This is a genomic window from Vibrio crassostreae (genome assembly GCF_041439375.1).
Lineage (GTDB): Bacteria > Pseudomonadota > Gammaproteobacteria > Enterobacterales > Vibrionaceae > Vibrio > Vibrio crassostreae_D.
On the sequence record NZ_JBGONY010000020.1, the window covers coordinates 34,627 to 61,324 of the forward strand.

Below are 26,698 nucleotides of genomic sequence, written 5' to 3' on the forward strand. Positions count from 1 at the left end.
ATTCACTTACTTTGGCTTCAGCTTCACTTACTTTGGCTTCAGCTTCACTTACTTTGGCTTCAGCTTCACTTACTTTGACTTCAGCTTCACTCACTTTGGCTTCAGCTTTAATTACTTCTGTTTCACTATAGCGAACAAAACCATCAAATACGTTTGGAGGTCTATCAAAGTGACAATCAAGCTCTGTATGTTCATTTGCGACATAAAAACGATTGAGCCCATCAAAGTATACGAAGTGATAATCTTTTGAAGTAATAAGATATTCCCATTGCTCATAGTCAACATCTTGAGACATTGGTTTTGTAGCTTCAACAACAACAATCCAAGGTCGAATTATCTTAAAATCAATACCTTGTAAAACTGACTTTTCAGCTCCTTCAACATCAATTTTTAAGAAGTGAACTTCTCCAAAATTTGTTCTATTACAAATGGAGGTAAGGCTTTCGACAGGCACTGTATACCTAATCAGATCAAAGCCATACTCCATTGAGTGCTGTTCAGCTATAGATCTATCTAAGGTTGAGAGACCTGTATTTACAACTTCAAAAAACTCTAGCTCTTCGTTAGTTGCACCAATTGCAATCTGCAAGTTAAGATCATCGACTCGATTTTCTTCAAGTTTTTCAAACCAATATTGCACAGGCTCACAATTAAGACCACGCCAACCACGATCATACATAGACTTGGTTACAGAGTGTTCTGTTGGATCATTTGCACCAATATCAATATAGAACCCATTTTCTACATGTTTAAGTGCTCGCCAAAGCATGACATCTTCAAAGTTCTGAGCGTAGGAAATAAAATTCATTCTTTAAGTTTCCTTCTCTTTTTAATTCGGTTTTAAAACGACATTCATAAATTCACCATCAACAATAAATTCATATATTTCCATACCAGTTTTTCTGGCTATATATTCCATCGAATCTCCAGTATAGAAAAAAAGGTGAAAACGCGTAAATTCATACAAATACTCAAAACAAGGGCTTGCGTGGGACATTAGCCCTTCATTTTTAAGTAGAGATTTTATTTTTAATAGCTCCTTTACTGGATCTTTAAAGTGCTCAATAACATTGTTTGAAAATACACCATCAAAATCTAGTTTTTGTAACGAATCAAAATCTCCAATTATGTGTTCATTCGAAGATATTGCATGTGGCTCATAGCCATACACATTCCATCCTTCTTCCCTTAACTCAATAATTGAACGAGACCACTCGCCAGCACCATAGTTTAAATAAACTCCTGATTTGGTGGGATTTAGTGAATAAAAAGCTCTTTTTTCCTGTTCAGTCGAGTCTCCTTCCGAGTAAACTTCATAGTGCCACTTATATTCCTCATCCAACTCTGCATCTGATAGCTCTAACATTTTCTGAGGCCCAAAAATCACCCCACAATGCTTACAAAGATGCCGTTTCAAAATACCGCCACCAAAAATACAATGACTTTCTAAGGGGTTATCATACGTCGCTACTTCCTTACATATAGGGCAAGCAAGTTTTACGCCTGAGATATTACCATCTCTGCTTATTGCATCGATAATAGACCACTTAGTATACGTTCGGTGTTTTATTTGCTTCTCTTGTAAATCTATTAGATCTCTTGTTATTTCTGATTTTCGAACTCTATCATCATCGAAGTTTGGGGTCGCTTTTGAAATGACACCTTGTAAGCCTATTATTTCCTTTTTTATCTCTAATTTTTCTATTTTATCATTTTCCAACTTTTTCTTTAAGTTTGATAATTCGTCAATCTGACAATTTAAACTATGCAACCTAGAGTTAATTGAACTATTTCTAAGTATTACAACATCAAATAGAGATAAGAACCTGTTAGTGATTTTAACTATCATAATTTATTTATCCCTTTAATATTTATTCCCGTTTGCAACCAAGTACTTCCGGCAAAAATTTCTTTATTATTATTAACAACATGAAAAACTACAGCAAGGTCTCGCCACTCATAGTTTTTTTCAACATGAGATTCACCTCCTGCTAATGCAACCGCAATCGAGTATGAACCCGGGCCTAGCTTCATATTTAATGAAAATAGATATTCTAGTGAACTCCCAGAATTGATATCATGAATAATTTTATCATGGTGATGTGTGTTAGTTCCATAAACCGTTTGCCCCAAGCGATCTTTTATCATAAAGCCAACAACCAACTTTGGAATATCCTCATTAGCTTTTACTTTTACTCTAATAGTTACTGGTTGATCTACAAATACATATTCTACTTTTTGGTCATTTTCATTATATAAGCCAACATCTATAAGGTTAGCTTCACCGGTACCAGAAGATGTTTGAATAAGACCTGATTCAGTTTTTACTTGCGATATCCTACTATTTTCCTTTTCTGCTATAAGAGCATTATAAAAGTCCATTACTTCTTCAGGATTACCGTCCCTAATAACCATCCCTTGCTCTAGAAGAATCGCTCGGTCACAAATAGCTTGAATCGCACTTCTATCATGAGAAACAAGCAATAGTGTTGTTCCTTGCTCTTGAAACTCTTTAATGCGGCTTAAGCTTTTGTGTTGAAAATAAGCATCTCCAACTGAAAGCGCTTCATCTACAATAAGGATTTCAGGTCGATATGCAGTGACAACACCAAAAGCGACACGCATTTGCATACCACTAGAGTATGTACGAACCGGTTGGTCAAAATATTCCCCTATTTCAGCAAAGGCTTCTAGCTCATCGATTACAGCATCGATTTGTTCTTGGCTATATCCCATTAAACCAGCAGAGTGATAAACATTTTGTCTCCCGGTCAAATCAGGGTGAAACCCCATACCTAACTCTAGAATCGCTGAAATCCGTCCTACGACATGAATACTGCCCATTGAGGGCTTTAGAGTACCTGTTATCATTTTTAGAAGAGTGCTTTTGCCCGCACCGTTTTGCCCAACAATTCCAACTGCCTCGCCGGCAGCCAACGAGAAATTAATGTTTCTAAGAATTTGATGTTCTTGGACAGGTTTCGGATTTAATCCAAACCATGATGATATTCGTTGGAATTCTGAATTGTATTCTTTAAATGATTTTCCAACGTTTTTAACTTCTAACACGCTGCTCATAATACATCCGCCATTTCTTCACTCGCTTTTTTGAACAGAACCATTGCTAAAACTAGGCTAATGGCAGCAAAAACACTCGGATATACAAGTAAGCTAAGCTCCGGAGTTTTGTCATAAAGCAACACGTTGTGGTAGCCCATAACGACTCCAGTCATTGGGTTTAACATCATTAACCAATGATACTTCTCAGGGACGATAGATAACATGTATACAATAGGGGTAAGCCAGAACCAAAATTGCAGTACGACATTTAGAACCTGTCCTACATCTCGCATAAATACGTTCAAGACACCAAAAAATAGTCCAATACCTACGGCTAGCCCCAAAGTGATAAGAACAAGCAAAGGCATCCAGTGAAGTGCGTGAAAAGGCAGGTGGCCTAAAAAGCCAAATACAGCAAACATAGTAACGAACATCAAAAAAAAGTTAACCAGTCCACTCCCTACAACAACTAGTGGAAGTGCAAGCTTTGGGAAAGACATCTTCTTCAATAGGTTCCCGTTATCAATAAAGACAGTAAGACAGCGACCCAAGACTTCCGCAAACAATGTCCAACCAATGACACCAGAAAGAATATAAATTGGATATGCGTATTGTGTAGAGACTTCCGGCAATTTAGCCGTCATGATTTGTGATAGAATCAGCGCATAGACAAGTACCATTGCTAATGGGTTCAATACCATCCATAAACCACCAAGTTTACTTCGAGCAAAACGAGAGCGAAACTCAGTACGGATTGAAGAAAGTATGAAGTACCTGTACGCCCAAAGAGGAAGTAACACTCTTTTCATTTAGTTAGACCTTATAATTCAATGACTCACCGAAGAGGGAGCCCCCTCTCCGGAAAAAGGTAGTTTTATCTACCACATAAAATAGATAGAATTGATTGTGTTTTCTCTTCCATTAAGGCTATATTCCCACGTGATTCCACGTTCAACCTAACCACCGGCTCAGTATTTGAAGAACGTAAATTAAAGCGCCAATCAGCGAACTCTAAACTAATTCCATCCGTCTCATCAAAAACTAAAGCATCAGGCTTATATGACTCTAAAACCTTAGCAATTGATTCTTGTGGATTATCTAGCTTGGAGTTAATTTCACCAGATGAAGGGTATGCGCTGATACGCTCTGAAACCGTTTCTGAAAGCTTCATGCTTTTAACTGACAACAGCTCGGTTACTAGCAGCCAAGGAATCATACCGGAATCACAATATGCGAAATCACGGAAGTAGTGATGCGCACTCATCTCTCCACCGTAAATGGCATCCTCTTTACGCATTCGCTCTTTGATAAAGGCATGACCGGTTTTCGACATTACAGGAACACCGTCCGCTTTGGAGACAACGTCAATAGTGTTCCAAGATAAGCGAGGATCATGAATAATTTTCGCGCCTTTTTCTTTTTGTAAGAACGCTTCTGCGAGTAAACCTACAATATAGTAGCCTTCGATAAAATCGCCATTTTCATCAAATAAGAAACAACGGTCAAAATCACCATCAAAGGCGATCCCCATATCAGCCTTATGTTCTTTTACGGCATTTGCTGTATCTGCACGGCATTCTGGCAATAATGGATTTGGGATACCGTTAGGGAAGTTACCGTTTTCCTCATGGTGAACTTTGATAAGTTCCAGTGGAATATTCAGTGCTTGAAAACGCTCTTCAAGAGCATCAATCACGTGCCCTGCAGCGCCATTACCAGAGTTGATCACCAGTTTCATCGGTTTGATATTAGCTGGCGTAATATATCCCATCAAATGATCGGTGTACTCTTTCAAAACATTAATTTGCTTGTAGGTTCCTTTAACAGGAACGTCAATGAAGTCATTGTTTTCCGCTAACGTTTGAATATCTCGTAACCCGGTATCACCACTAATTGGTCTTGCTCCTTCACGAACAAGCTTCATACCATTGTAATCCATAGGGTTGTGACTAGCTGTAACCTCTACACCACCATCAACACCTAGATGAAAGGTAGCAAAATAGATTTCTTCCGTACCTGATAAGCCAATATCTAGAACGTGAACACCCGCCTCCATCAAACCGTTAGCTAAAGAGAGTTTCAGTTCTTCACTCGTAAGACGAACATCTCCTCCAACAACAATGGTTTTTTCATCTACACTTTCACTTTTTAAAAACTGACCGTAAGCTCGGCCGATTCGGTACGCGATGTCATTATCGAGTTCTGAACCTAGTTGACCGCGAATATCATAAGCTTTGAAGCATGTTAACTTTGTCATTATTTACTTTCCTCTAAACGTACTACGTCGTCTTCGTTTAGGTATGAACCTGATTGTATTTCTATAAGCTCGAGTGGTATTTTACCGGGATTTTCAACCATATGGCTTACACCAACTGGAATGTAGAGTGATTGATTTTCAGAGATAATTTGCTCTTTGCCATTGCTACTTACTTTGGCGGTACCTGAAACTACGACCCAGTGCTCAGCTCGATGATAGTGCATTTGGAGTGATTGTTTTTTACCTGGCTGTACGGTAATACGATTTACCTTGTAGCGCTCACCGCCATCAATTGCATCAGATTTACCCCAAGGACGATAAACCTCTCTATGCTCTCTGAATTCAGCCCGATTTTCAGCCTTTAAATGCTCAACAATTTTCTTCACTTGTTGAACATTATCTTTGTGTGCGACCAAGACTGCATCTTTAGTTTCAACGACAACGATGTCTTTTACTCCAACCGAAGCTACCAGCTTATTCGGAGCGTAAATATAACACCCTTCAGTGTCCTCTGTTATCGCATCTCCATGAATCACGTTTCCAGAGCTATCCTTCTCTGAAACTTCCCATAACGCTGACCATGAGCCAACGTCACTCCAGCCTGCATCCATAGGAACAACTACAGTCTTATCGGTGCGTTCCATTACAGCATAATCAACAGAATCATCTGGGCACTTTAAGAACTCGCTCTTATCGACGCGAATGAAGTCCATATCTTCTGTTGTGCCATTCGTTGCTTTTGAACAACACTCATGAATTTCTGGTGAGTATTTCTTAAGCTCTTCTAGAAAGACACTCGCTTTGAACATAAAGCATCCGCTATTCCAGTAGTACTCTCCACTTGCTACATATTGCTCCGCGACTTCCAATTGAGGCTTTTCAACAAATTGCTCTACAACGTAAGCCGAATCGCCTTCTTGAGAGCCTCGCTTAATATAGCCATAACCCGTTTCTGGTGCAGTTGGTACTATACCGAAGGTTGCTAACTTACCAGCATCAGCGACAACTTGAGCTTTACGAATTGAGTCTTGGAACGCTTCCGTATCTTGCACTATATGGTCAGCGGCTAAAACTAGCATCACAGGATCATCGCCATGCGCTATCGCTTGCATTGCAGCCAATGCAATAGCCGGAGCAGTATTTCGCCCTGCAGGTTCCAATATAATACGAGCTTCCTGACCAAAAGTACGAAGCTGCTCAGCAACCACAAAACGATGGTCTTCATTAGAAATAATGATTGCTTCAGAAGCCGACATACCACTAATTCGATCTAAGGTGGACTGCAACATCGTTAATGAATTGTGATTATCTAGCGCTAAAAATTGCTTTGGGAACGCTGAACGCGACAGGGGCCATAAACGAGAGCCAGAACCCCCAGCCATAATGACAGGTATAAACATAATTTTTCTTCTTTAATTTATAATCAATACTTTGGTCCCCCCTATTTTGTAGTAAAGCAAGGGGACAAGAATAAATAGTTTCAAACCAGCGCCAAACCACTTAACATTTGGTTGTTATACGCAGGGTTAACAGTGAGCTTTAGCTACATTTCCTTTCGAAGATATACGATACTCATCGACATAAGCTGGTATGAAAACTGACTTTCCTTTTTTCAACGTCACAACCTCACCAGAGTCATGAGTTAACGTCAATTCAGCGTCCAACGGCAGCAAAATTTCGGCACTTTCAGGTTTAATACGCTCATTATTTGGTTTTTTATAAACCGAGAACCTGAAATCAGGAACTGGAATTGGGTAAGTTAAAACACCGTTATTAACTGAAGGTGCTAACTTTAGCGTATCAAATGGCTTCTCTTCAAAAAGAGTACAACTAGCAAGCTCTTGAACATCAATATGTTTAGGTGTTAAACCTGCTCTAAGTACATTATCAGAATTGGCCATAACTTCTAATGCAGTTCCCTTTAGATAAGCATGAGGCGTTCTGGCATCTAAATACATTGCCTCTCCAGGCTCTAAAGTAATTACATTAAGCATTAATGGGGTAAACAACCCAATATCACCGGGATACTGCTCTGACAGGGTTAAAATTAGTGAAGACAGTTCTTGGGTTACATTATCTTTAACTTTAGAGATTAACGAGTCGACTGCTTCAACTTTGTTTTCTCCTTCCAACGAGAGGATACCTACAAAAAATTCACGAAGCCCCTCAGAAGAAGGATTAGCATTTAGGAGTTCAAGCATCTCACTTAACTGTGGGATTCCAACATTTGAAAATAGTGAAATGATCTCAGGAACTGCTCGAAAACCATTCATAGCCAAATAAGGAGTTAGCGCATATACAAGTTCAGGCTTATGATTTGAATCTCTATAATTTCGGTAAGGAGCAGAAAGAGGAACCTCAGCTTGCTCTTCTTTCTGGAAACCAAGCTCAGCTTCCTCTTTGCTTGGATGAACTTGAACAGACAGGGCATTTTCAGCCGCAAGAATTTTAAATAAATATGGCAACTCTCCAAATCTCTCGCTTATCTGCGCAGATAAGAATTCCTCTTTATGAGATTCAATCAAGCGAGACAATAATACTGTAGAATCGCCACTTTTAACTTTCGAGCATCCATTTGGGTGAGCGCCCATCCACATTTCTGCTTGCGGCTCATTATTAAAATTATCGATATCAAATAACTGATTGAACGAAGACTTACTACCCCAAGCAAAATTTTGAATGGTATTATCCATTTCAAAAAAACATTTTTCTTTAGCAGCATCAAACATTTAATTAACTCCAAACACTTTAAACTGATAGCCATCTCAGAAAAACAAGCATGCTACCGCCCTTTGATGTTGGGGCGAAATCACACTACGCATAAAAATGAAGGCTTATAATTCCAAACATTATCCCTAATGTAACTTTAGGAAGCAAAATTTTTTGCTTCTTCTTCCCCCTCTGACATTGATCTCAATAAGCAACCAATGTGAATTAATTTCAGCTTGTAAGTCTTGTCAATCGCCCTATACACCGAACCCTAAACCTCGCTATACTCCTACCCTATAATTTTTCGCCCAATAACGAATAAGAGTTCAAGATATGCAAGAGTTAGTTCCATTTGTTCAAGAGAATATGATTTTAGCCATCGTATGGATCGGCTTGGTTGTTGCCATCATTGCGAACGTTATCAAGACATCAAACGCAGCCTACAAAGAGATCACGGCAGCGCAAACCACACACATGATTAACCGTGAAAATGGTGTTGTGGTTGATATTCGTACTAAGGATGAGTTCAAAAAGGGCCATATTACGGACGCAGTTCACATTTTGCCGTCAGACATCAAAGCAAATAGCTTTGGTAGCCTTGAAAGCCGCAAAGCAGACCCAATCATCGTAGTATGCAAGACAGGTCAAACCGCTCAAGAAAGCGCTAACCTACTGGTTAAAGCAGGCTTCGAAAACGTAAGCGTGCTGAAAAGTGGCTTAGTGGCTTGGAGCGAAGCTAACCTACCTTTGGTTAAAGGTAAAAAATAGGTTAAAGGCAAGAAACGGCTGACCTGATTACACGAATATGACTTTAAGGTTTTGTCTGGTAGATATGACGAACAAAACCTAATTATAAATTTTTAAGGACAAGAAAATGGCTGAAGCAGCACAACAAGACGCACAACAAAACTTCGCAATCCAACGTATCTTCCTAAAAGACGTATCTTTCGAAGCGCCAAACTCTCCAGATATGTTTCAAAAAGAGTGGAACCCAGATGTAAAACTGGACCTAGACACTCAAAGCCGTGAGCTTGGCGAAGGCGTTTACGAAGTGATCCTACGTCTAACGGTTACGGTTAAGAACGCAGAAGACACGGCATTCCTTTGTGAAGTTCAACAAGGCGGCATCTTCTCTGCAAGCGAAATGGAAGCTGGTCAACTGGCTCATTGCCTAGGTGCATTCTGCCCGAACATCCTATTCCCGTACGCTCGTGAAACAATTTCTAGCCTAGTAGTTAAAGGTACGTTCCCACAATTGAACCTTGCACCAGTAAACTTTGATGCTTTGTTCATGAATTACCTACAAAACCAAGCTCAGCAAGCTGAAGGCGAACAGGCTTAAGTCTCAAAGTAGAACTTAACTCTAACGATTCAAACGCTAGTTAGCTTTTAAATGCACATCGCAACTTCTGCGGTGTGCATTTTTTCTTTACACTGTACTAAGATTGAAAGCTCTTCTTACTTTAGTGGAAAGCTTTTCCAGAACTCTTCGATTTCCCTCATTATTTTTAGGTGGAAGCATGACAGACACAACTCGTCCGACTAACACGACAGACGCTTACGGTAAAGACAGCGCTTACGGCAAAGAAATTGCCATGACTGTCATTGGCGCAGGTTCTTATGGGACATCTTTAGCGATATCTCTAGCGCGTAACGGTGCCAATGTTGTTCTTTGGGGACATGACCCTGTTCACATGAGTCGCCTTGAATCTGAGCGTGCTAACAATGAATTTCTGCCCAATATCGACTTCCCAGAAAGCCTAATCATCGAGTCAGACCTTGAGAAAGCGGTAACAGCAAGTCGCGACCTTCTCGTTGTCGTTCCTAGCCACGTGTTTGGTATCGTTTTAAATAGCCTTAAACCTCACTTAACTACGAACTCTCGTATCTGCTGGGCAACGAAAGGGTTAGAGCCAGAAACTGGCCGCCTACTCAAAGATGTCGCACACGATGTGCTTGGTGATGGGTACTCGTTAGCGGTTCTATCCGGACCTACCTTCGCCAAAGAGTTAGCGATGGGTATGCCAACGGCTATCTCTGTAGCTTCACCAGATGAAGTTTTCTTAGAAGAGCTTCAAGAAAAAATCCACTGCGGCAAAACATTCCGCGTGTATGCAAACTCAGATTTCATTGGTATGCAACTTGGCGGCGCAGTGAAAAATGTTATCGCAATTGGCGCAGGCATGTCGGATGGTATTGGGTTTGGTGCCAATGCACGTACCGCACTCATCACTCGCGGCTTGGCTGAAATGAGCCGCTTGGGCGCAGCACTTGGTGCCCAGCCAGAAACCTTCATGGGCATGGCTGGATTAGGCGACCTAGTACTAACCTGTACTGATAACCAATCACGCAACCGTCGCTTTGGTTTGGCACTTGGCGCAGGCAAAGATGTAGATACCGCACAAGAAGAAATTGGCCAAGTCGTTGAAGGTTATCGCAACACCAAAGAAGTTTGGTTATTATCAGAACGCATGGGCGTTGAGATGCCAATCGTTGAACAAATTTATCAAGTGTTGTATCAAGGAAAAGATGCACACTTAGCAGCACAAGATCTACTTGCACGAGACAAGAAGTCAGAGCGATAACATCGCGTATTCAGTCGTGGGATAAAATAGATAAGATGGATGGTAAAATGAAACACTGTGAACAACAAAAAGTTTGGCAATGCATTGTGAAGGAAGCTCGACAGCAGTCGGAGCAAGAACCTATGCTTGCGAGTTTTTACCATGCCACCATTATCAACCACGAAAGCTTAGGCGCTGCGCTTAGCTACATCCTAGCAAATAAGCTAAAAACAGCATCAATGCCAGCAATGGCAGTGCGTGAAGTGGTTGAACAAGCATTCAAGCAGGACCAATCGATTATTGATGCGGCCGCTTGTGATATTTGCGCGACGGTAAATCGAGACCCTGCGGTTGAGATGTACTCGATGCCTCTGCTTTATCTAAAAGGCTACCACGCTCTTCAAGGTTACCGAGTGGCTAACTGGTTGTGGAAGCAAGGTCGTATTGCGCTTGCCACTTACCTACAGAACCAAATTTCAGTTGCTTGCCAAGTGGATATTCACCCGGCAGCTCGTATCGGTAAAGCTATCATGCTCGACCACGCGACAGGTATTGTGATTGGTGAAACCGCTGTCGTTGAAAATGATGTATCGATTCTTCAAGACGTTACTTTAGGTGGTACGGGGAAAGAAGGTGGCGATCGTCACCCTAAGATCCGAGAAGGCGTAATGATTGGTGCTGGCGCTAAAATCCTTGGCAATATTGAAGTGGGTGAAGGCGCGAAGATTGGTTCTTGCTCTGTGGTTTTGCAAGCCGTACCACCTCATACAACAGTCGCTGGGGTTCCTGCAAAAATTGTAGGCAAACCAAAAACCGATAAACCATCTTTAGATATGGACCAAGGGTTCAACGGTCGCTCGCAAAACTTCATCCATGGTGATGGGATTTAAGAGCAGATACGGGATTCGATTCAGCGGAATTCGAAAAATTAAGAGCAGATGAATACAACTAAATGACGATAATGATGAAACAAATTCGAGCCATTAGCCGGACTCTTCTAGTATCTGCTAGCCTTTGCGCTGCTCTTTTATCTACATCGTCATTTGCCGCCTCTCAGGGGGAACTGAAAGGCGTATCGAGTGAAATATCTCGCCAACAAAAAAACCTGTCCTCACAACAGAAAAAACTCGATAGCCTACAAGCAAGCCTCAAGAAACAAGAGCTATCCATCGCTTCACTTGAAAAAGCGATTCTAGACAGTAAAAAGCAGCTCAATACGGCTAATGCAAATATTGCTAACTTAGACACCAAGATTAAAGCGCTTACGGCTCAGAAAAAAGTCCATACCGATAAATTAGAGCAACTGATTCAGACATACTACATGACAAGTCGAGCTAAAGCTTCTTCTCACATCCTCAACACAGGTGTGGAAGAAGATCGCATCAGTCATTACTACCAACACCTTGCCAAAGCTCGCTCCGCAACAATCAAAACAATTGAACAAACACAACTTGAGTTAGAAGAAAGCCACAAGCAACGCCAACTTGAACAAGAACAAATCGCAACACTGTTAAAACAACAAACCACCAAGCGTGACAAGTTGTCTCAGACTCAAACACAACGTAAGAAAACCGTCGGTAGTATTAAGAAGAATATTTCTGGCGACAAAAATTACTTAGCAGAGCTTCAGCGCAATGAAACTCGCCTAAAAGCTGAAATAGCGAAAGCAGAAAAAGCGGCTCGAGAAAGACGTAACGCCGTCCCTATGGATGGCTTAGCCAAACGCAAAGGTAAGCTACCTTGGCCGATCAAAGATAAAGTTCTACATAACTACGGTTCACGTCAAACGGGGCAAATTAACTGGAAAGGCATGGTGATCAACGCCAAGTACGGTCAGCAGGTTAAATCCGTTTACTCAGGTACGGTGGTATTTGCCGAGTATCTGCGAGGCTATGGTTTAGTGGTTCTTCTCGATCATGGTAAAGGTGATATGACGCTCTATGGCTTTAACCAAGCACTACTGAAGAAAGAAGGTGACAAGGTTAAAGCGGGTGAAGCCATCGCGCTTGCAGGTGACACTGGCGGCCAAACACGCCCATCATTGTACTTTGAAATTCGTAGAAACAGCCAAGCTCAGAATCCAAAGAGTTGGTTGGTTCGATAAAGAGCAGATACGGGATTCAAACAACCGAGATGCGAAGAGCTTAAAAGCCGATACAAGGTTAGAGTAAAACGTGACATGAAAAACGCTAGCCTCGTCGTCGCTCTACCCTGTTTTTCGTTTACTCGTATCTCGCTACTCGAATCTGCTCTTTCCCGATCTTCATTACTCGTATCTTTCTAATTTGAGTTCAACGCCCTTACACCATCTTCTAATAATGTCAGCTGTTCAAAACCTTGCGCTGTCGCAATCGGTTTAACGGTAGCTATCATCTGCAGCATACCTTGATGAACCACCTGTTCCGTTATTTGCGCTTTTGGAGACATTGCTGATTGGTAAGCCAACCAACCCGATGCAATCAAGTGAAGAGAAGTCACCATCGACTTCATCTCTGAGTCTGTCGCTTTCAACAAGTTCAACTCAACAAAAGCTCTCATAATATCGACAAGGTTAGTTTGCAACCTTTCTTGCACAGCCATGTAATCGAGGTGAAGCTGCTCATCACGAGACAAAACTTCAGGGAGGTTTGCGTAGAAAAATCGGTACTTCCACATCAAAGTGAAGATAGAATCTAAGTAAGTCTTTAGTAACGTCAGGCTTTCTTGTTGGCCTTGAATCGGTGTGAACCTTTCAAGTAACTCTGTCGAATAGAGAGTAAAGATGTCACGGACAATTTCTTGCTTGTTGCGGAAATGGTAGTAGAGGTTACCAGGGCTAATCTCGATATGCTCAGCAATATGATTGGTCGTAATACTACGCTCACCGTGCTCATTAAAAAGCTCTAGAGCAGCGTAAACAATCTTGTCACGTGTTTTCATTAGTTATTAGTATCCCTATCCGTTTAGGGGTTCAGTATATCGCCACTAAACGGATAGATCGAGCTGTTAACATCTGGTCTAATTAGCATTAGCTAAAATAGAGCCGAATCAATCACTGCCAAACAGATCTCGTGTGTACACCTTATCTGCAACGTCTGCGATCTCTTCTACCATTCGATTAGAAACAATCACATCGGACACCGCTTTGAACTCAGCAAGATCAGAATAGACTTTCGAGTTAAAGAAGTGCTCTTCTTTCAATACCGGTTCAAACACGACGACTTCGATGCCTTTGGCTTTTAAACGCTTCATGATCCCTTGGATGGAAGAAGCACGGAAATTGTCAGAGCCCGCCTTCATGATCAAACGATAAATACCGACAATTTTAGGCGAGCGCTTAATAATTGAATCCGCAATAAAATCTTTGCGGGTACGGTTTGCATCAACAATCGCACCCACAATGTTGTTTGGTACATCTTGATAGTTTGCTAATAGTTGCTTGGTGTCTTTTGGTAAGCAGTAACCACCGTAACCAAATGAAGGGTTGTTGTAATGATTGCCAATTCGAGGGTCTAAGCCAACACCTTCGATGATCTGACGAGAATCCAAGCCATGCGCTTCCGCGTAAGAATCAAGCTCATTGAAATAAGAAACTCGCATCGCTAGATAAGTATTTGAGAATAACTTTACTGCTTCTGCTTCCGTTGAGTGAGTAAACAGTACGTCGATGTTTTCTTTTTCCGCACCTTCCACAAGAAGATTCGCAAACACTTTAGCGCGTTCAGAACATTCACCAACGATAATACGTGATGGGTGTAGGTTATCGTACAGGGCTTTGCCTTCGCGCAAAAACTCCGGTGAGAACATAACGTTTTCACAGTTCAGCTCTTGCTTAACACGCTCAGTATAACCAACAGGGACCGTTGATTTGATCACCATAACAGCATTTGGATTGATATCCATGACGTCTTTAATGACCGATTCTACAGAGCTGGTATCAAAGTAATTATTTTTTGGATCATAATCGGTTGGTGTAGCAATGATGACAAACTCAGCATCTTTGTAAGCCGCTTTATCTGTTGTCGCCCTGAAATTCAGCGCCTTATTTGATAGAAAGTGCTCAATCTCATTATCTACAATCGGTGACTGCTTATTATTCAGCATTGTCACTTTTTCATCGATGATATCTACCGCGACTACTTCATGATGTTGTGCTAACAGCATTGCGTTTGATAGACCCACATACCCAGTACCGGCTACTGCAATCTTCATGATAATACCTATAGTTTTGAGTAATTAACTCAACATAATTTATAACTTAGCTTGCCGTATCATACTCTGGTTGGGGAATTATTCCACTAGCCCGCTTTATCCATTCCTTGCTATACTCGTGACAGTTTTGTATTCAAAAGAGTTAGAAATTATGATTATCGTAACTGGTGGTGCTGGCATGATTGGCAGCAATATTATTAAGGCGCTTAATGAAGCGGGCCACAACGATATTCTAGTCGTCGACAACTTAAAAGATGGTAAGAAATTTAAGAACCTTGTAGACCTAGACATCACGGATTACATGGATCGTGATGACTTCCTAACTCAAGTCATGGCCGGTGATGATTTTGGTCATATTGAAGCTGTTTTCCATGAAGGAGCATGCTCTGCTACCACTGAGTGGGATGGCAAATACATGATGCTCAACAACTATGAATACTCAAAAGAGCTACTTCATTACTGTGTTGAACGTGAAATTCCTTTCTTGTATGCCTCTTCAGCTGCAACTTACGGTGAAACCGACACTTTCATTGAAGAACGAGAGTACGAAGGTGCATTGAATGTCTACGGCTATTCAAAACAACAATTTGATAACTACGTTCGCCGCTTAACCGCGGATGCAGCAGCACACAACGAAAAGCTTTCGCAAATCGTAGGGTTTCGTTACTTCAATGTTTATGGTCCACGCGAGCAACACAAAGGCAGCATGGCCTCTGTCGCTTTCCACCTAAACAACCAAATGAATTCCGGTGAAAACCCGAAATTGTTCGCAGGTAGCGAAACCTTTAAGCGTGATTTTGTGTATGTAGGTGATGTTGCGGCTGTAAACTTGTGGTTCTTAGAAAATGGGGTATCTGGCCTCTTTAATCTAGGTACTGGCAATGCTGAGTCGTTTGAAGAAGTCGCCAAGGCAGTTATCAAGCACCATGGTAAAGGCGAAATCGAAACGATTCCTTTCCCTGAGCATTTAAAAGGTGCTTACCAAGAATTCACTCAAGCAGACCTAACGAAGCTTCGCGGTACAGGTTGCGATATCGAGTTTAAAGCAGTAGCCGATGGCGTTGCTGAGTACATGAAGATCGTAAACGCTTAACGTTATATTTCAGATTAGGACCAATAATACACCCTACTTTTAGCGTGTATTATTGGGAATGTCTAACGAATATAATCATTCCCAGAGTGACCGATATTAAGTTAACTCTCTGATTTAAATAATGTAGTGAATGAATGACCACACAACGCAATGATTTTGATCCAAAAGCTTACAATCCTGAGTTTGAATGGGGTTTTCTAGCACCTAAATACTGGGGAACTTGGATTGCTGTTTTGTTATCGTCTTTAGTCTGCTTCTTACCTAATAGCATTCGTTTAGCATTAGCTAAGTTTATGGCTAAGCAAGCTGTAAAAATTAAGAATAAGGCTAACCGCCGGGCTCGAGTGAACCTTGAGATGTGTTTCCCTGAGCAATCAATCGAAGAGCGCGAAGAAACTCTCTATCAGTCATACGTTACTTCCATCTCATTTTTGATGGGATTTGCTTCACTGACACTCAAGAGTAAAACTTGGCTAGAGAATAACACTGCGATAAACGGCCTAAGCAACCTAACCGATATTATAGACAGTGGCGAGAATGTGATCTTGCTGGTGCCACACACATGGGCTATCGATATCCCAGCGGTATTATTAGCTTCACGCAATTTACCTGTATCTGCGATGGCGAAAGCACAAAAAAACAAACTCAGTGACTGGCTAATGCACCGACAGCGCGTGCAATACGGCGGTCGTGTTTATGATCGCAGCGGTGGTATCAAACCTTTCATCAAGTCGGTACGTGATGGGTACCTGGGTTACTACCTCCCTGATGAAGATCTTGGCCGTGAGCACAGTGTCTTCGTTGACTTTTTCGCGACTCAAAAAGCAACTATCTCAGGCCTTGGTCGCCTATCAAAACTAAGTAAAGCTAAAATTGTGCCCTTGTTTGCTCAATACGATAGCAGTACAGGCCAATACGCCTTGGACTTCTACCCTGCTCTACCCTTCCCAACAGGAAGCGAAGAAGAGGACGCACGTATGATGAACCAATGTATTGAAAATTACGTGAGCAAAAACCCAGAGCAATATATGTGGATCTTAAGACTGCTTAAGACCCGTCCTGAAACTAGTATGAATCCTTACAAGTAATATGTTTCGAAAAATAATACAACTTATACACTTACTGCCAATTTATTGGGCTGTCAGTGGCCTTTTTATCATCCAAAATGGCGATAAAATCTTGGTCGCTTTGATCATAATATCTTTAGTAACAAAGATATTATGCAGCATAGCAAAGATTGATAATATAAAAATAGAACACAACAACATTACCCTATTGATACTAATATGTACGATTTTTGCTACATTCAAATATTATGATAATGGTTACAGTTCATCAGAGATAAGGGTTCTTATTAGCACCTTGCTATATTCAACTATATCTTTCCCAAAATCCATTCGTTATCGTTATTTAATCTACATAACAACACTAAGTTCAATATATATATCCTATCAAACTTTAAATATCATCGAGTTTGAGGAACTAGGAAAAATGAAACTTCCTTTAAACCCTATCCCTTACTCAAATTTTATAGGTCTCTTATCAATTATAACTCTATACTTATGCTATATCAGTAAGCGTAGATTACTTTCATTTTCATCTGCATTTTGTTTTATTATACTAACTATCAATGTAATACTAGTTGATACTAGAGGAACATGGTTAGCTTTAATTGCTACCTACATGACAATCATATTCCTCATATTCCTCAAGAAGAGAAGTTGGAAATTAACTCTATCAAGCTTATTATTATTATCTACTGTTATTATTTTGAGTTACCCAGTTGTAGAAAGTCGTGTAAATCGAACGGCAGAAGAAGTCAATTTATTGAAGTCAGGAAACTTAGATACATCATGGGGAATAAGGATTCAACTCTGGATGGTTGGTTATAGCATAGTAAAAGACACTCCATCCTGGTCTGGACTAGGACAAAAACAACACTTAGAAATAATACAAAATATGTACAAGGAAGGGAAAGTTAGAAAATCACTAGCGGATTTCGACAATAAGAACTTCCATAATAGCATCATAGATAGGACGGTAAAATATGGTTTTATTGGCGCATTACTATACTTATTCGTATTACTTGTTCCATTTATGTATGGCATCAAATACTTTAAATCAAATTACTCTCCACTTCTCATCCTCATGCCGATCTTTATATTTTCAGCAGGATTAAGTTATATCCCTTTATCTCACCCAGGGACATACTTCCTTTATCTATTTACATCTATTACACTAATAAAAAAAATAAAATACGGAAATGATAAATAATGGACTTGTATATTTGCTCAACTGTTCGACATCTTTTATTTAGTCTATACAATTCACAAGACAAAGATAGCGACACCATATCGAAAATAATTTTCTTTTATGATTATCAAGATATTAACCCAAAATCTATAGATACTAGTGTATTACCTAAAAACATAGAACTCGTATTGGTTAGTAGGAAACTATTAGTCAAGCATATTAAAAAAAACGGTTTTTTAGGGAGGTATATTCTATTCTGTTCACTTCGCGAATTATCAATAAATAACAAAATAAAGAATTCGTTAAAATCGTTAATAAAAGAATACGATAGCAGTCTAGATTTTTCCCACACAATAAAAAAACTTTATCTTTATAATGAAAACAATAAAATGTCTAGATTATTCAGATTACTGTCAAGTTCATACTCTATGATTGAAGATGGTATGGGGAATTATGTTGAACATAAAGTAAACTCTAAACCAAAGCAATTATTACGTTACCTATCAAATAAAGCCCCTAAGTATTATGTATTTGGTGAGAAGGAGCAATGTGGTGATATCTATGCGATACATCCAGAAAAACTACCTAGATCCGTATTACATAAGGGAAAAAAATTAGTACTATCAAAAAACAAAACGTACACTTCAAATATTCAGAGCTGCTTTAGATTTGACAAATCTTATAGTTTAGATAAAAAGACACTCATCATCGCTACGCAACCAACATTCAATATATTGAAGGGGAAGCTTATTGATAACGGTTTCTTTCATGAAATTTATGATTTAATAATATCGAAAAGTAGAAGTGAAGGGTTTGAACCAGTTTTAAAATTACATCCGAAAGAAAATGAATCAGATTATTTATCTTTCAAAGAAAAGGGTGTGACTTTCTTATCGAATAAACAGCCTTTAGAGCTTTATTTACTATCTAGCACAGACACTGTTAACATAATATCTATTAACTCTTCAGCGGGTATTGGTATGGAAGAGTATTGCAATATATATAAATTAATTCCTGATAGTGAAGTTTCTAACTTTGTAGATATCATAAGTGAATTAGAAATAAACAAAGATAGCCTTCGAGAGAGAATCTCTATCCAGCTATCTCAAATGACATAATATTTTATTCAAATAACCCAAAAGCTAAAGGGGTTCCTGCTTCTATATTGGATAAAGCTTTTTTCCCTATAACATCTTCGTAGTATCTTGGCGCTAAACCAAACCCAGGTCGGATACTACGAACATTTTCAGGCGTCAATAATTCACCTTTAACAATATCTTTCACGACATACAAAGAACGGCGGAACTTAACATTACCTTTTTCAGCTTCTGTTCTTTCGTAGTTGACTTGCCCCATCGCTTGCCAAGCCGTTTTCGTGTCTTTACACAATGCAGCTAATTCATGAGGCTCAAGAGAAAAGCTATCATCTGCGCCACCACCGTTTCGATCCATCGTGACATGCTTTTCTATCAAACATGCACCTAGAGTCACTGAGGCAACCGCAGTAGCATTGTCAATCGTGTGATCAGAAAGGCCTGACAAGACTTCGAATCGTTGTGCTATATCTGCAATAGTTTTTAAATTGTACTGTTCAGCCGGCGCTGGATACCCACTTACACAATGCAGTACAACTAGCTCAGTACATCCATTATCCCTCGCTGTTTTTACTGCTTCTGCAATCTCTTCCTCGTTGGCCATGCCCGTTGAAATGATCATCGGCTTACCGGTTTGAGCAACACGCTTGATCAAAGGTAAATCAACCACTTCGAAAGATGCTATTTTGTAAGCAGGTGCATCAAGTTCTTCTAATAGGTCTACAGCTGTAAAGTCAAAAGGTGAGCTAAAGATTGTAATACCTAACTCTTTTGCTTTTTCAAACAAAGGTTTATGCCATTCCCAAGGCATATGCGCTTCTTTATACAACTCATACAGAGTTTGGCCATCCCATAAGCCGCCATGAATTTGAAACTCTTCCGAGTCACTATCCATAGTGATAGTTTCATGGGTATAGGTTTGAAGTTTAATCGCATCAGCACCTGCTTTTTTTGCTTCTTCCATAATCTGAAAGGCACGGTTTATATCACCATTATGGTTAGCAGAAAGTTCAGCAATAATATATGGAGGACAATTAGGACCAATTTCTCGATTATCGATGTATATGTTTTTATTCATTCTCTTCGTATACTCTCAATTTATCTTTCATAAGGTTTCTAATACCTTTCCACTCATGTGAAAAGATACCCAAATGTACTACATCGTGATATTCAGTCCCATTGAAGAAAGCATCTCGATGAGTACCTTCAACTTTAAAGCCAAATTTGGAATGTAACTTCACCACCGGTTGATTAAAACCTAAAACCTCACAGCGTAATTTGTGCAAATCTAATTCAGTAAATGCATGCTCTAGCGCTCGATATTCCATCAAAGATCCTGTACCCCTTACCGCATTAGGCGAGGCATAGAATGCCCACGAAGCAATTCCAGGAATTCTATTTATATCAGTAAATCCAACAACACCTGCTGGCTCTCCATTTAACTCTGCTAGAAAATATTCTTTTGAACTATCCTTACACATGCTAGAAAACCATGACTTGTGCTCGTCCATAGTGATTTCATGAGAGGTGTACATATTTTTTCTAACATCTGGAGAGTTTCTCCAAGCGAGAATTTCTTCTAAATCACTTTCTTCAAGTTGCCTAAATTTAATCACTCTTTGTTTCACGACAAAAGCTCTCCATTGTTTGAACGACCTTATTCGCACCGAAGCCATCAACTTCAAAATCACTAAAAGGTTTGATGTCATCCCACCTTTCACATAAACGCGCTAGCTCAAGTGCATAAGTATCTGTACTCGTCGTTATACCTTCACCCAAGTATTCAACAAACCCTAAATCTGACAAGTAATTTGAAAGTATTACTTGATTCTCCGCTACAGAAACTATCGAGGCTGGAACCCTGAGACAAAAACGCTCCCAGTTACTTACTCCTGAGGCGCCAATTGCATATTTGCTATTACTTAAAGATAAATCAAAACTCTCTAAATTTTTGTATATAGAAACATTGCTCTTTTGATTAAGCTTTATCAAAGCATCAAAACGAGGGTTGATTCTCCCCGTGATCAAAATAGTATTAAACGGGAGCCTCTTAAACTCATTTGCTGCAAGAATAAATTTCTCGCACTCATTTGTAGGATCTGTTCCACCAAAAAAGACTAAGAGTTGATTGGATATTGAATCTCGAGGCGAATCCCGCAATGTTGAAAAGCTCTCTCTTAAAAGAGCATATTCAGGACCAAGGAGCTTGGTAGCAGAACAATCCGAATATCTTTTTGAAATGTTCGGCCATAGGTTTTGGTCGAGAATAATATCACTACAGTGTTCACGGTTAAGGTCATCAATCGATAAAATAGCGCATGACAGCTTACCTATAATGATACTTTCCCATTCATGGTCCAGCGCATAGTGATCCACAATCACCCACTCGGAACAATCCACTTTAGATAGAAAGTCATTTGCATCTTCTTCAACGCTACGTTGAAGCCAAGCTTTATAATCAGCACTATGGGAGGGAGTCATTTGTAGACAAGAGGGAGTCAGCTCTAATACGTCAAAGCCTCTATCACGGATATATGTAATCATGTCCCCTGGCTGAGGCAGACAAGCAAAGCATACAGAAAAACCTTTGTTTTTTAATATATCAGCAAGCACCAAACAGCGCATGACGTGGCCACTACCGATAAATAGTGACGCATCCACTCGGAAGGTAACCTTCATTATTTATCCTAACCTCAATGCTGAAAAAAGAGATTCAGCCAGTTCCCAGTCTTCTTGGGTATCAATATCTTGAACGCGTTTTCTCGGCAAGATCACGGCCTTAGAGTGGCTGGAAAACACCGATAGTTTATTCAGGAAAGCATCTTTACGACCCCAATAAAACTGGCCAGCATCGTGATACGCTTCTTCCAAGTCTTGTGATCTTACCTGTTCGTTTTCAGGCGAAAACATCGAAACAGAGCCTTGCTCATCAAGCTTAATCGCACGCTGAATCGGAAAAGGAAACGATGTGGCACTAAATGTAAATTGCACACTATTTCCTCTAAGTAGCTCGTAGCCTTTCTGAAGATCTTCAGGTAAAACAAACGGAGCAGTGGCGTACAAACAACAAACATCACCAATATCCCAGCCATTATTAGCGCACCAAGTTATTGCATGGTGCATCACATCCATGGTGGTAGCATAATCATCGGAGATATTTGAAGGCCGTAAAAATGGCACTTCAGCGCCATACTTTATCGCTACCTCGGCTATCTCAGCATCATCAGTAGAGACAATAACCTTATCAAAACAATACGAAGCAAGTGCAGCTTCGATTGAGTAAGCGATCATAGGCTTACCATGAAAGTGCTTAATATTTTTACGAGGAATACGCTTGCTGCCACCACGTGCAGGAATAATAGCAACGTTCATTATTTACCTGTCAAAATTTCGGTTACTACACGAACAACGGTATTTTGCTGTTCTTCCGTCATACCGTGGAACATTGGCAGTGAGATTGCTTCTTGATAGTAGCGTTCTGACTCAGGGAAGTTCCCTTCAGAATACCCCATCGCCTGATAATATGGCTGCGTATGAACAGGAATGTAATGCAAATTAACGCCGATACCATTTTCACGCAGCGCGTCAAAAACTTGTTTATGAGTTAATGGTATCTCATCTAACTTCAAACGAATTACGAATAAATGGAGACCTGAGTACGTGTTTTCCAGTTGATAAGGAAGAACTAAAGGTAATTCAGATAACATTTGATTATAACGCTTAGACAACACATGGCGCGCCGCAACAAATTCATCAAGACGTTGCATTTGCGTGACACCCAATGCCGCTTGAAGTTCTGTCATGCGGTAGTTAAAACCTAAATCAACCTGTTGGTAATACCAGCCACCGTGAGAAGTTTCCGTCATCATTTCAGGATCTCGTGTAATACCATGACTGCGCAAGAGAGCCATTTTATCCGCTAGCTCTTTCTGGTTCGTTAATGCAGCACCACCTTCAGCCGTTGTGACAATTTTTACAGGGTGAAAACTGAACACTGTAATATCAGAATACTTACAATTACCGATTGGTTGTTCATGATATTGACCACCAATAGCATGAGAAGCATCTTCAATGACTTTAAAGCCGTATTCTTTGGCTAGCTTAGCAATGGATTCCATATCACAAGGCTGACCACATAAGTGAACAGGAACAACGACTTTAGGTAGAGTTCCAGTAGCTTTAGCAGTAATTAGCTTTTGCTCTAGCTTTTTAGGGCACATGTTATAAGTTGCTGAATCAATATCAACAAAGTCAACTTTAGCTCCGCAATAAAGACCACAGTTTGCAGATGCTACAAAAGTAATAGGAGATGTCCAAAGCCAATCTCCTTTGCCTAAACCCAAAGCGAGACAAGCAATATGTAGAGCGGAGGTTGCACTATTCACTGCTAACGCATACTGAGCACCAGTATGTTCTGTTAACGTTTTTTCAAACGCAGGAACTTGTGGTCCCTGAGTTAGGAAATCAGATTTAAGAACATCAACTACACTATCAATGTCTTGTTGACTGATATCTTGCTTGCCGTATGGAATCACTGTTTTACTCACACTGTAAATTTAGGGTCAACATGTTCTTTGATTAAGTCGCGTAGACCTTCAATCGTTTCCCACTCAGTATTGGTGCCTGAGTTGTATTTAAAGCCAAACGGTACTTTTTCAGCTTTATGATGATTCATGTACTCATCTTCTGTGTATGTAAAAGAGACAGAAGGAAGGATCGCGTAATAACGACCCAAATCAATTGTATTGAGAGAATCAGTATCAGTGATCATTTCTTCATGAAGTTTTTCTCCTGGGCGAATGCCAACAACCTTCGTTGCCATGTCCGGCGCAATAGCTTCAGCGATGTCTAGAATTTTGTACGAAGGGATCTTAGGAATAAAGATCTCACCACCCAAATGGTTTTCAAGTGCATACATGACCATATTCACGCCATCTTGAAGAGAAATATTAAAACGCGTCATCTCTTCATGTGTAATTGGCAGTACACCTTCTTCTTTTTTCTGCATAAAGAATGGAATAACCGAACCACGAGAGCCCATAACATTGCCGTAACGTACGACACTGAAACGAATGTCCTTTGAGCCTTTAATATTGTTCGCAGCGGCAAATAGCTTATCCGATGCAAGTTTCGTAGCACCATATAAGTTAATTGGTGCACATGCCTTATCGGTCGAGAGAGCAACGACATCTTTCACACCACACGCAAGAGCTGCACTAATCACATTCTCTGCGCCATCAATATTGGTGCGAATACATTCAGTCGGGTTGTACTCAGCAGTGTCTACTTGTTTGATAGCAGCGGCGTGGATAATGACATCAACACCTTCACAGGCTTGAATCATACGGTTACGATCACGTACATCGCCGATGAAGAAACGTAATTGTGGGTAATCTTTTTGAGGATAGTTTTGCTTAATTTCAAACTGTTTTAGTTCATCACGAGAAAATATGATGATTTTCTTTACGTCTTGATAGCGCTCTAAAATCGTTTTAATAAACTGTTTACCAAATGAACCTGTGCCACCTGTAATTAATACTGTCTTATTGTTTAACATACTAAAATCTCTACTAATTCTTATCTAAATGCTTATTTTTTTTCAGCTTAGCTTCTTGCTCTAAGTACCACAGGCCTGCGTATTTATTAAATGAGGATTGAGCAAAGTTCATCGCCATCAATAGACCACGACTACCGTCTAAAAATCCCAACCGGATAATGTAAATTAGAAAAAATGTCCAAACTGAACGAAGGATTGCAAACGGAATCCCCAAACTCGGTTTACCTTTACTGTAGTACTTCTTCGTGGTTTCCCAACCATAAACACGACTTTTCTCCATAAGGTGATCAAAGCCGCGTAATGAGTTATGCATCAAAAAGCCTTTCTTTAAAGTAGAAACTTTTCCTTCAGTTTCTACATTGGCATGCACAACCACTTTAGTGATCGAAGCTCCATCACACTTAAAAAGACGTTTAGGGGCTCTAGATGAACGACCAAAGCGCATTTGTTTACCTAGAATCAGATTGCCCCAAGGGAGTTTAAAAGCAACTTCTTCTAGTTTTGGATCACTTAATTGATGCGTTATCTCTGATTTCATCTCTTCATCTAAGTACTCATCAGCATCGATTATTAAAGCCCAATCACACGTAGCCTGCTCAAAAGCCCTAGCTTTTTGATAACCATCTCCCGGCCAATCTTCTGTAACCCAGATTTTATCTGTGTATTCTCGTGCTATTTCAACTGTTTTGTCCGTACTACCAGAATCATAAACAATTATTTCATCAGCAAAACCTTTTAGCGATTCGAAACAAGGTCGAATGCGGTCTTCTTCGTTTTTACAAATAATTAACGCTGATAATGTTCTCATTGAATCAATATACCTTTTTCATTGAGCTAGTTTGAATGGCCTAGTAAACGTTCAAAATACTTTAAGTGTTCAGCCACTGTCACTTTAGAGCTAAAGTAGCGTGCTAGTCTCTCTTTAGCAGCAAGCCCCATATCTGAGCATTGTTGTTTATCCTGAGCGATTTTATTAATCGCTTCACCTAGCGCCTGAGCATCAGCAGTGGGAACAATAAAACCTGTTTTTCCATCATCGACAAGCTCTGGAGCTCCGCCTGTAGTGGTAACAACGGATGCTGTTCCATTAGCCATCGCTTCAATAATTGTACGAGGTAGCCCCTCACCACTAACGGATGGCTGTACCTGAATATCAGCCATGGCCATTAACGATGGAATGTCTTTTCGATGACCAATATAGTGAATTCTATCTGAGATCGGGCTATTTTTCATCTCGTCGAAGTGGGGCTCATAGCCACTACCCGCGAGAACCAGATGAAAATTGGGTACTGTAATATATTTAGTCGCCTCAAGGAGGATAGATATTCCCTTGCTAGGGCGCACGTGCGCTGCGCAAAAGGCAACAACATCTGTCTGACTCAACTCAAGCGACTCTCTAGACGTTGGTTCGACTTGATACCACTCTAATTGATGTCCCTTATAAATAGTTACGACATTATCTCTGTTTTTCCAAACTCGCTTGATGACATCCTGTCGAACTGCCTCCGACACACAGACTACGCCATCTACGCGAGGGTGCAGTTGCGTCAGATAAGCACTTGGATCATGTCTATACAAGCCACCCGTTGTTCCTCGGTAAGCAATCAGCTTCACCTTGAGACCAATGCATGCAAATGCGGCATTAGGTATAGTCTTTGAGTTAAAGGCGTAACATATGTCATATGCCCCACTCTTTAGTTCGCTTCTAATTCTCTTAATCGTGTCAAAGCAAATCTTTCTTTTGGGGTAGCAATCGATAACCTTGATGCCACTTTTCCGAAGCCTGTCGACATACTCAGACTCACCTTGGGTCATCACAGTCACGGAGTGACCTTGATTTGCAAGTTCTACAAATATTTCCGCTTCAGGGCGAATACTATTCCAAGCATGTAGATACGATGCACAAACTAAGATTTTCAT

At 40.2% G+C, this 26,698-nt stretch carries 26 protein-coding genes; 9 read left to right on the forward strand and 17 right to left on the reverse strand.

Annotation, left to right across the window (positions count from 1 at the left end; all coding sequences use genetic code 11):
• From ACED45_RS10670 to manA, 7 genes are all read right to left on the reverse strand, one after another.
• Nucleotides 1-808, reverse strand: an 808-nt coding sequence (locus tag ACED45_RS10670; protein WP_371713984.1) for an FkbM family methyltransferase, incomplete at its 3' end; no start/stop codon positions are given.
• Nucleotides 809-829: 21 nt separating this feature from the next.
• The gene (locus ACED45_RS10675) at nt 830-1,849 is read right to left on the reverse strand and encodes a class I SAM-dependent methyltransferase (RefSeq protein ID WP_371713985.1); all 1,020 of its coding nucleotides are present in this window, start codon (nt 1,847-1,849) and stop codon (nt 830-832) included.
• Nucleotides 1,846-3,078, reverse strand: a complete 1,233-nt coding sequence (locus ACED45_RS10680) for an ABC transporter ATP-binding protein (RefSeq protein ID WP_371713986.1) — start codon at nt 3,076-3,078, stop codon at nt 1,846-1,848. The genes ACED45_RS10675 and ACED45_RS10680 overlap by 4 nt, the downstream gene beginning before the upstream one ends.
• Complete coding sequence (locus tag ACED45_RS10685; protein WP_371713987.1) at nt 3,075-3,869, reverse strand: ABC transporter permease; 795 nt, start codon at nt 3,867-3,869, stop codon at nt 3,075-3,077. Before ACED45_RS10685 ends, ACED45_RS10680 begins: the two co-directional genes overlap by 4 nt.
• 65 nt (nt 3,870-3,934) lie before the next feature.
• Entirely contained in the window at nt 3,935-5,317 is a 1,383-nt protein-coding gene (gene cpsG / locus ACED45_RS10690; protein ID WP_371713988.1) for a phosphomannomutase CpsG, read from the reverse strand.
• Nucleotides 5,317-6,717: a mannose-1-phosphate guanylyltransferase/mannose-6-phosphate isomerase gene (locus tag ACED45_RS10695; RefSeq protein WP_371713989.1), complete on the reverse strand. Its 1,401-nt coding sequence runs from the start codon at nt 6,715-6,717 to the stop codon at nt 5,317-5,319. Before ACED45_RS10695 ends, cpsG begins: the two co-directional genes overlap by 1 nt.
• A 126-nt stretch (nt 6,718-6,843) precedes the next feature.
• The gene (gene manA / locus ACED45_RS10700) at nt 6,844-8,046 is read right to left on the reverse strand and encodes a mannose-6-phosphate isomerase, class I (protein WP_371713990.1); all 1,203 of its coding nucleotides are present in this window, start codon (nt 8,044-8,046) and stop codon (nt 6,844-6,846) included.
• A gap of 313 nt (nt 8,047-8,359) precedes the next feature.
• Between manA and ACED45_RS10705 the strand changes: the two genes are divergently transcribed.
• The 5 genes from ACED45_RS10705 (at nt 8,360) to ACED45_RS10725 (ending at nt 12,694) form a co-directional block, all read left to right on the forward strand.
• Nucleotides 8,360-8,794: a rhodanese-like domain-containing protein gene (locus ACED45_RS10705; protein ID WP_048612491.1), complete on the forward strand. Its 435-nt coding sequence runs from the start codon at nt 8,360-8,362 to the stop codon at nt 8,792-8,794.
• 106 nt (nt 8,795-8,900) lie between these two features.
• A complete protein-coding gene (gene secB, locus ACED45_RS10710; protein ID WP_009847959.1) occupies nt 8,901-9,368 on the forward strand; it encodes a protein-export chaperone SecB in 468 nt (155 codons plus the stop codon).
• Nucleotides 9,369-9,546: 178 nt separating this feature from the next.
• Nucleotides 9,547-10,611, forward strand: a complete 1,065-nt coding sequence (gene gpsA, locus ACED45_RS10715) for an NAD(P)H-dependent glycerol-3-phosphate dehydrogenase (RefSeq protein WP_371713991.1) — start codon at nt 9,547-9,549, stop codon at nt 10,609-10,611.
• 47 nt (nt 10,612-10,658) lie between these two features.
• Complete coding sequence (cysE, locus tag ACED45_RS10720) at nt 10,659-11,480, forward strand: serine O-acetyltransferase (RefSeq protein ID WP_009847961.1); 822 nt, start codon at nt 10,659-10,661, stop codon at nt 11,478-11,480.
• Between the two features lie 62 nt (nt 11,481-11,542).
• Entirely contained in the window at nt 11,543-12,694 is a 1,152-nt protein-coding gene (locus ACED45_RS10725; protein ID WP_371713993.1) for a murein hydrolase activator EnvC family protein, read from the forward strand.
• A 176-nt stretch (nt 12,695-12,870) separates the two neighbouring features.
• On the opposite strand, the gene ACED45_RS10730 is transcribed toward ACED45_RS10725, so the two are convergent.
• Nucleotides 12,871-13,509 carry a TetR/AcrR family transcriptional regulator gene (locus ACED45_RS10730; RefSeq protein WP_371713994.1) on the reverse strand — a complete coding sequence of 213 codons (639 nt, stop codon included), beginning with the start codon at nt 13,507-13,509 and terminating at the stop codon, nt 12,871-12,873.
• 108 nt (nt 13,510-13,617) lie between these two features.
• Nucleotides 13,618-14,781 carry a nucleotide sugar dehydrogenase gene (locus ACED45_RS10735; RefSeq protein ID WP_371713995.1) on the reverse strand — a complete coding sequence of 388 codons (1,164 nt, stop codon included), beginning with the start codon at nt 14,779-14,781 and terminating at the stop codon, nt 13,618-13,620.
• 151 nt (nt 14,782-14,932) lie between these two features.
• Here ACED45_RS10735 and rfaD point away from each other — a divergent pair, with 151 nt between their 5' ends.
• From rfaD to ACED45_RS10755, 4 genes are all read left to right on the forward strand, one after another.
• Complete coding sequence (rfaD, locus tag ACED45_RS10740) at nt 14,933-15,874, forward strand: ADP-glyceromanno-heptose 6-epimerase (protein ID WP_371713996.1); 942 nt, start codon at nt 14,933-14,935, stop codon at nt 15,872-15,874.
• A gap of 134 nt (nt 15,875-16,008) precedes the next feature.
• Entirely contained in the window at nt 16,009-16,962 is a 954-nt protein-coding gene (lpxM, locus tag ACED45_RS10745; RefSeq protein ID WP_371713997.1) for a lauroyl-Kdo(2)-lipid IV(A) myristoyltransferase, read from the forward strand.
• A 403-nt stretch (nt 16,963-17,365) separates the two neighbouring features.
• The gene (locus ACED45_RS10750) at nt 17,366-18,148 is read left to right on the forward strand and encodes an O-antigen ligase family protein (RefSeq protein WP_371713998.1); all 783 of its coding nucleotides are present in this window, start codon (nt 17,366-17,368) and stop codon (nt 18,146-18,148) included.
• Nucleotides 18,148-19,245, forward strand: a complete 1,098-nt coding sequence (locus ACED45_RS10755; RefSeq protein ID WP_371713999.1) for a hypothetical protein — start codon at nt 18,148-18,150, stop codon at nt 19,243-19,245. The genes ACED45_RS10750 and ACED45_RS10755 overlap by 1 nt, the downstream gene beginning before the upstream one ends.
• A 4-nt stretch (nt 19,246-19,249) precedes the next feature.
• Here the strand turns inward: ACED45_RS10755 and pseI are convergent, their stop codons facing one another.
• Genes pseI through ACED45_RS10795 form a run of 8 tightly spaced genes read right to left on the reverse strand, consistent with a single transcriptional unit; the run spans nt 19,250 to nt 26,698 of the window.
• Nucleotides 19,250-20,299, reverse strand: coding sequence for a pseudaminic acid synthase (gene pseI / locus ACED45_RS10760; protein WP_371714000.1), 1,050 nt, complete (start codon nt 20,297-20,299; stop codon nt 19,250-19,252).
• Nucleotides 20,292-20,849, reverse strand: coding sequence for a UDP-4-amino-4,6-dideoxy-N-acetyl-beta-L-altrosamine N-acetyltransferase (gene pseH, locus ACED45_RS10765; protein ID WP_371714001.1), 558 nt, complete (start codon nt 20,847-20,849; stop codon nt 20,292-20,294). The genes pseI and pseH overlap by 8 nt, the downstream gene beginning before the upstream one ends.
• Nucleotides 20,830-21,900 carry a UDP-2,4-diacetamido-2,4,6-trideoxy-beta-L-altropyranose hydrolase gene (gene pseG / locus ACED45_RS10770; protein ID WP_371714002.1) on the reverse strand — a complete coding sequence of 357 codons (1,071 nt, stop codon included), beginning with the start codon at nt 21,898-21,900 and terminating at the stop codon, nt 20,830-20,832. Before pseG ends, pseH begins: the two co-directional genes overlap by 20 nt.
• Before the next feature lie 3 nt (nt 21,901-21,903).
• Entirely contained in the window at nt 21,904-22,593 is a 690-nt protein-coding gene (pseF, locus tag ACED45_RS10775; RefSeq protein ID WP_371714003.1) for a pseudaminic acid cytidylyltransferase, read from the reverse strand.
• Nucleotides 22,593-23,768 (reverse strand): UDP-4-amino-4,6-dideoxy-N-acetyl-beta-L-altrosamine transaminase, encoded by a 1,176-nt coding sequence (gene pseC / locus ACED45_RS10780; protein WP_136984586.1) that lies wholly within the window; start codon nt 23,766-23,768, stop codon nt 22,593-22,595. The genes pseF and pseC overlap by 1 nt, the downstream gene beginning before the upstream one ends.
• Nucleotides 23,765-24,778, reverse strand: a complete 1,014-nt coding sequence (pseB, locus tag ACED45_RS10785) for a UDP-N-acetylglucosamine 4,6-dehydratase (inverting) (protein ID WP_371714004.1) — start codon at nt 24,776-24,778, stop codon at nt 23,765-23,767. The genes pseC and pseB overlap by 4 nt, the downstream gene beginning before the upstream one ends.
• A 13-nt stretch (nt 24,779-24,791) precedes the next feature.
• Entirely contained in the window at nt 24,792-25,586 is a 795-nt protein-coding gene (locus tag ACED45_RS10790; protein ID WP_371714005.1) for a glycosyltransferase family 2 protein, read from the reverse strand.
• Nucleotides 25,587-25,612: 26 nt separating this feature from the next.
• On the reverse strand, nt 25,613-26,698 hold the full coding sequence (locus ACED45_RS10795; protein WP_102271206.1) for a glycosyltransferase family 4 protein: 1,086 nt from the start codon (nt 26,696-26,698) through the stop codon (nt 25,613-25,615).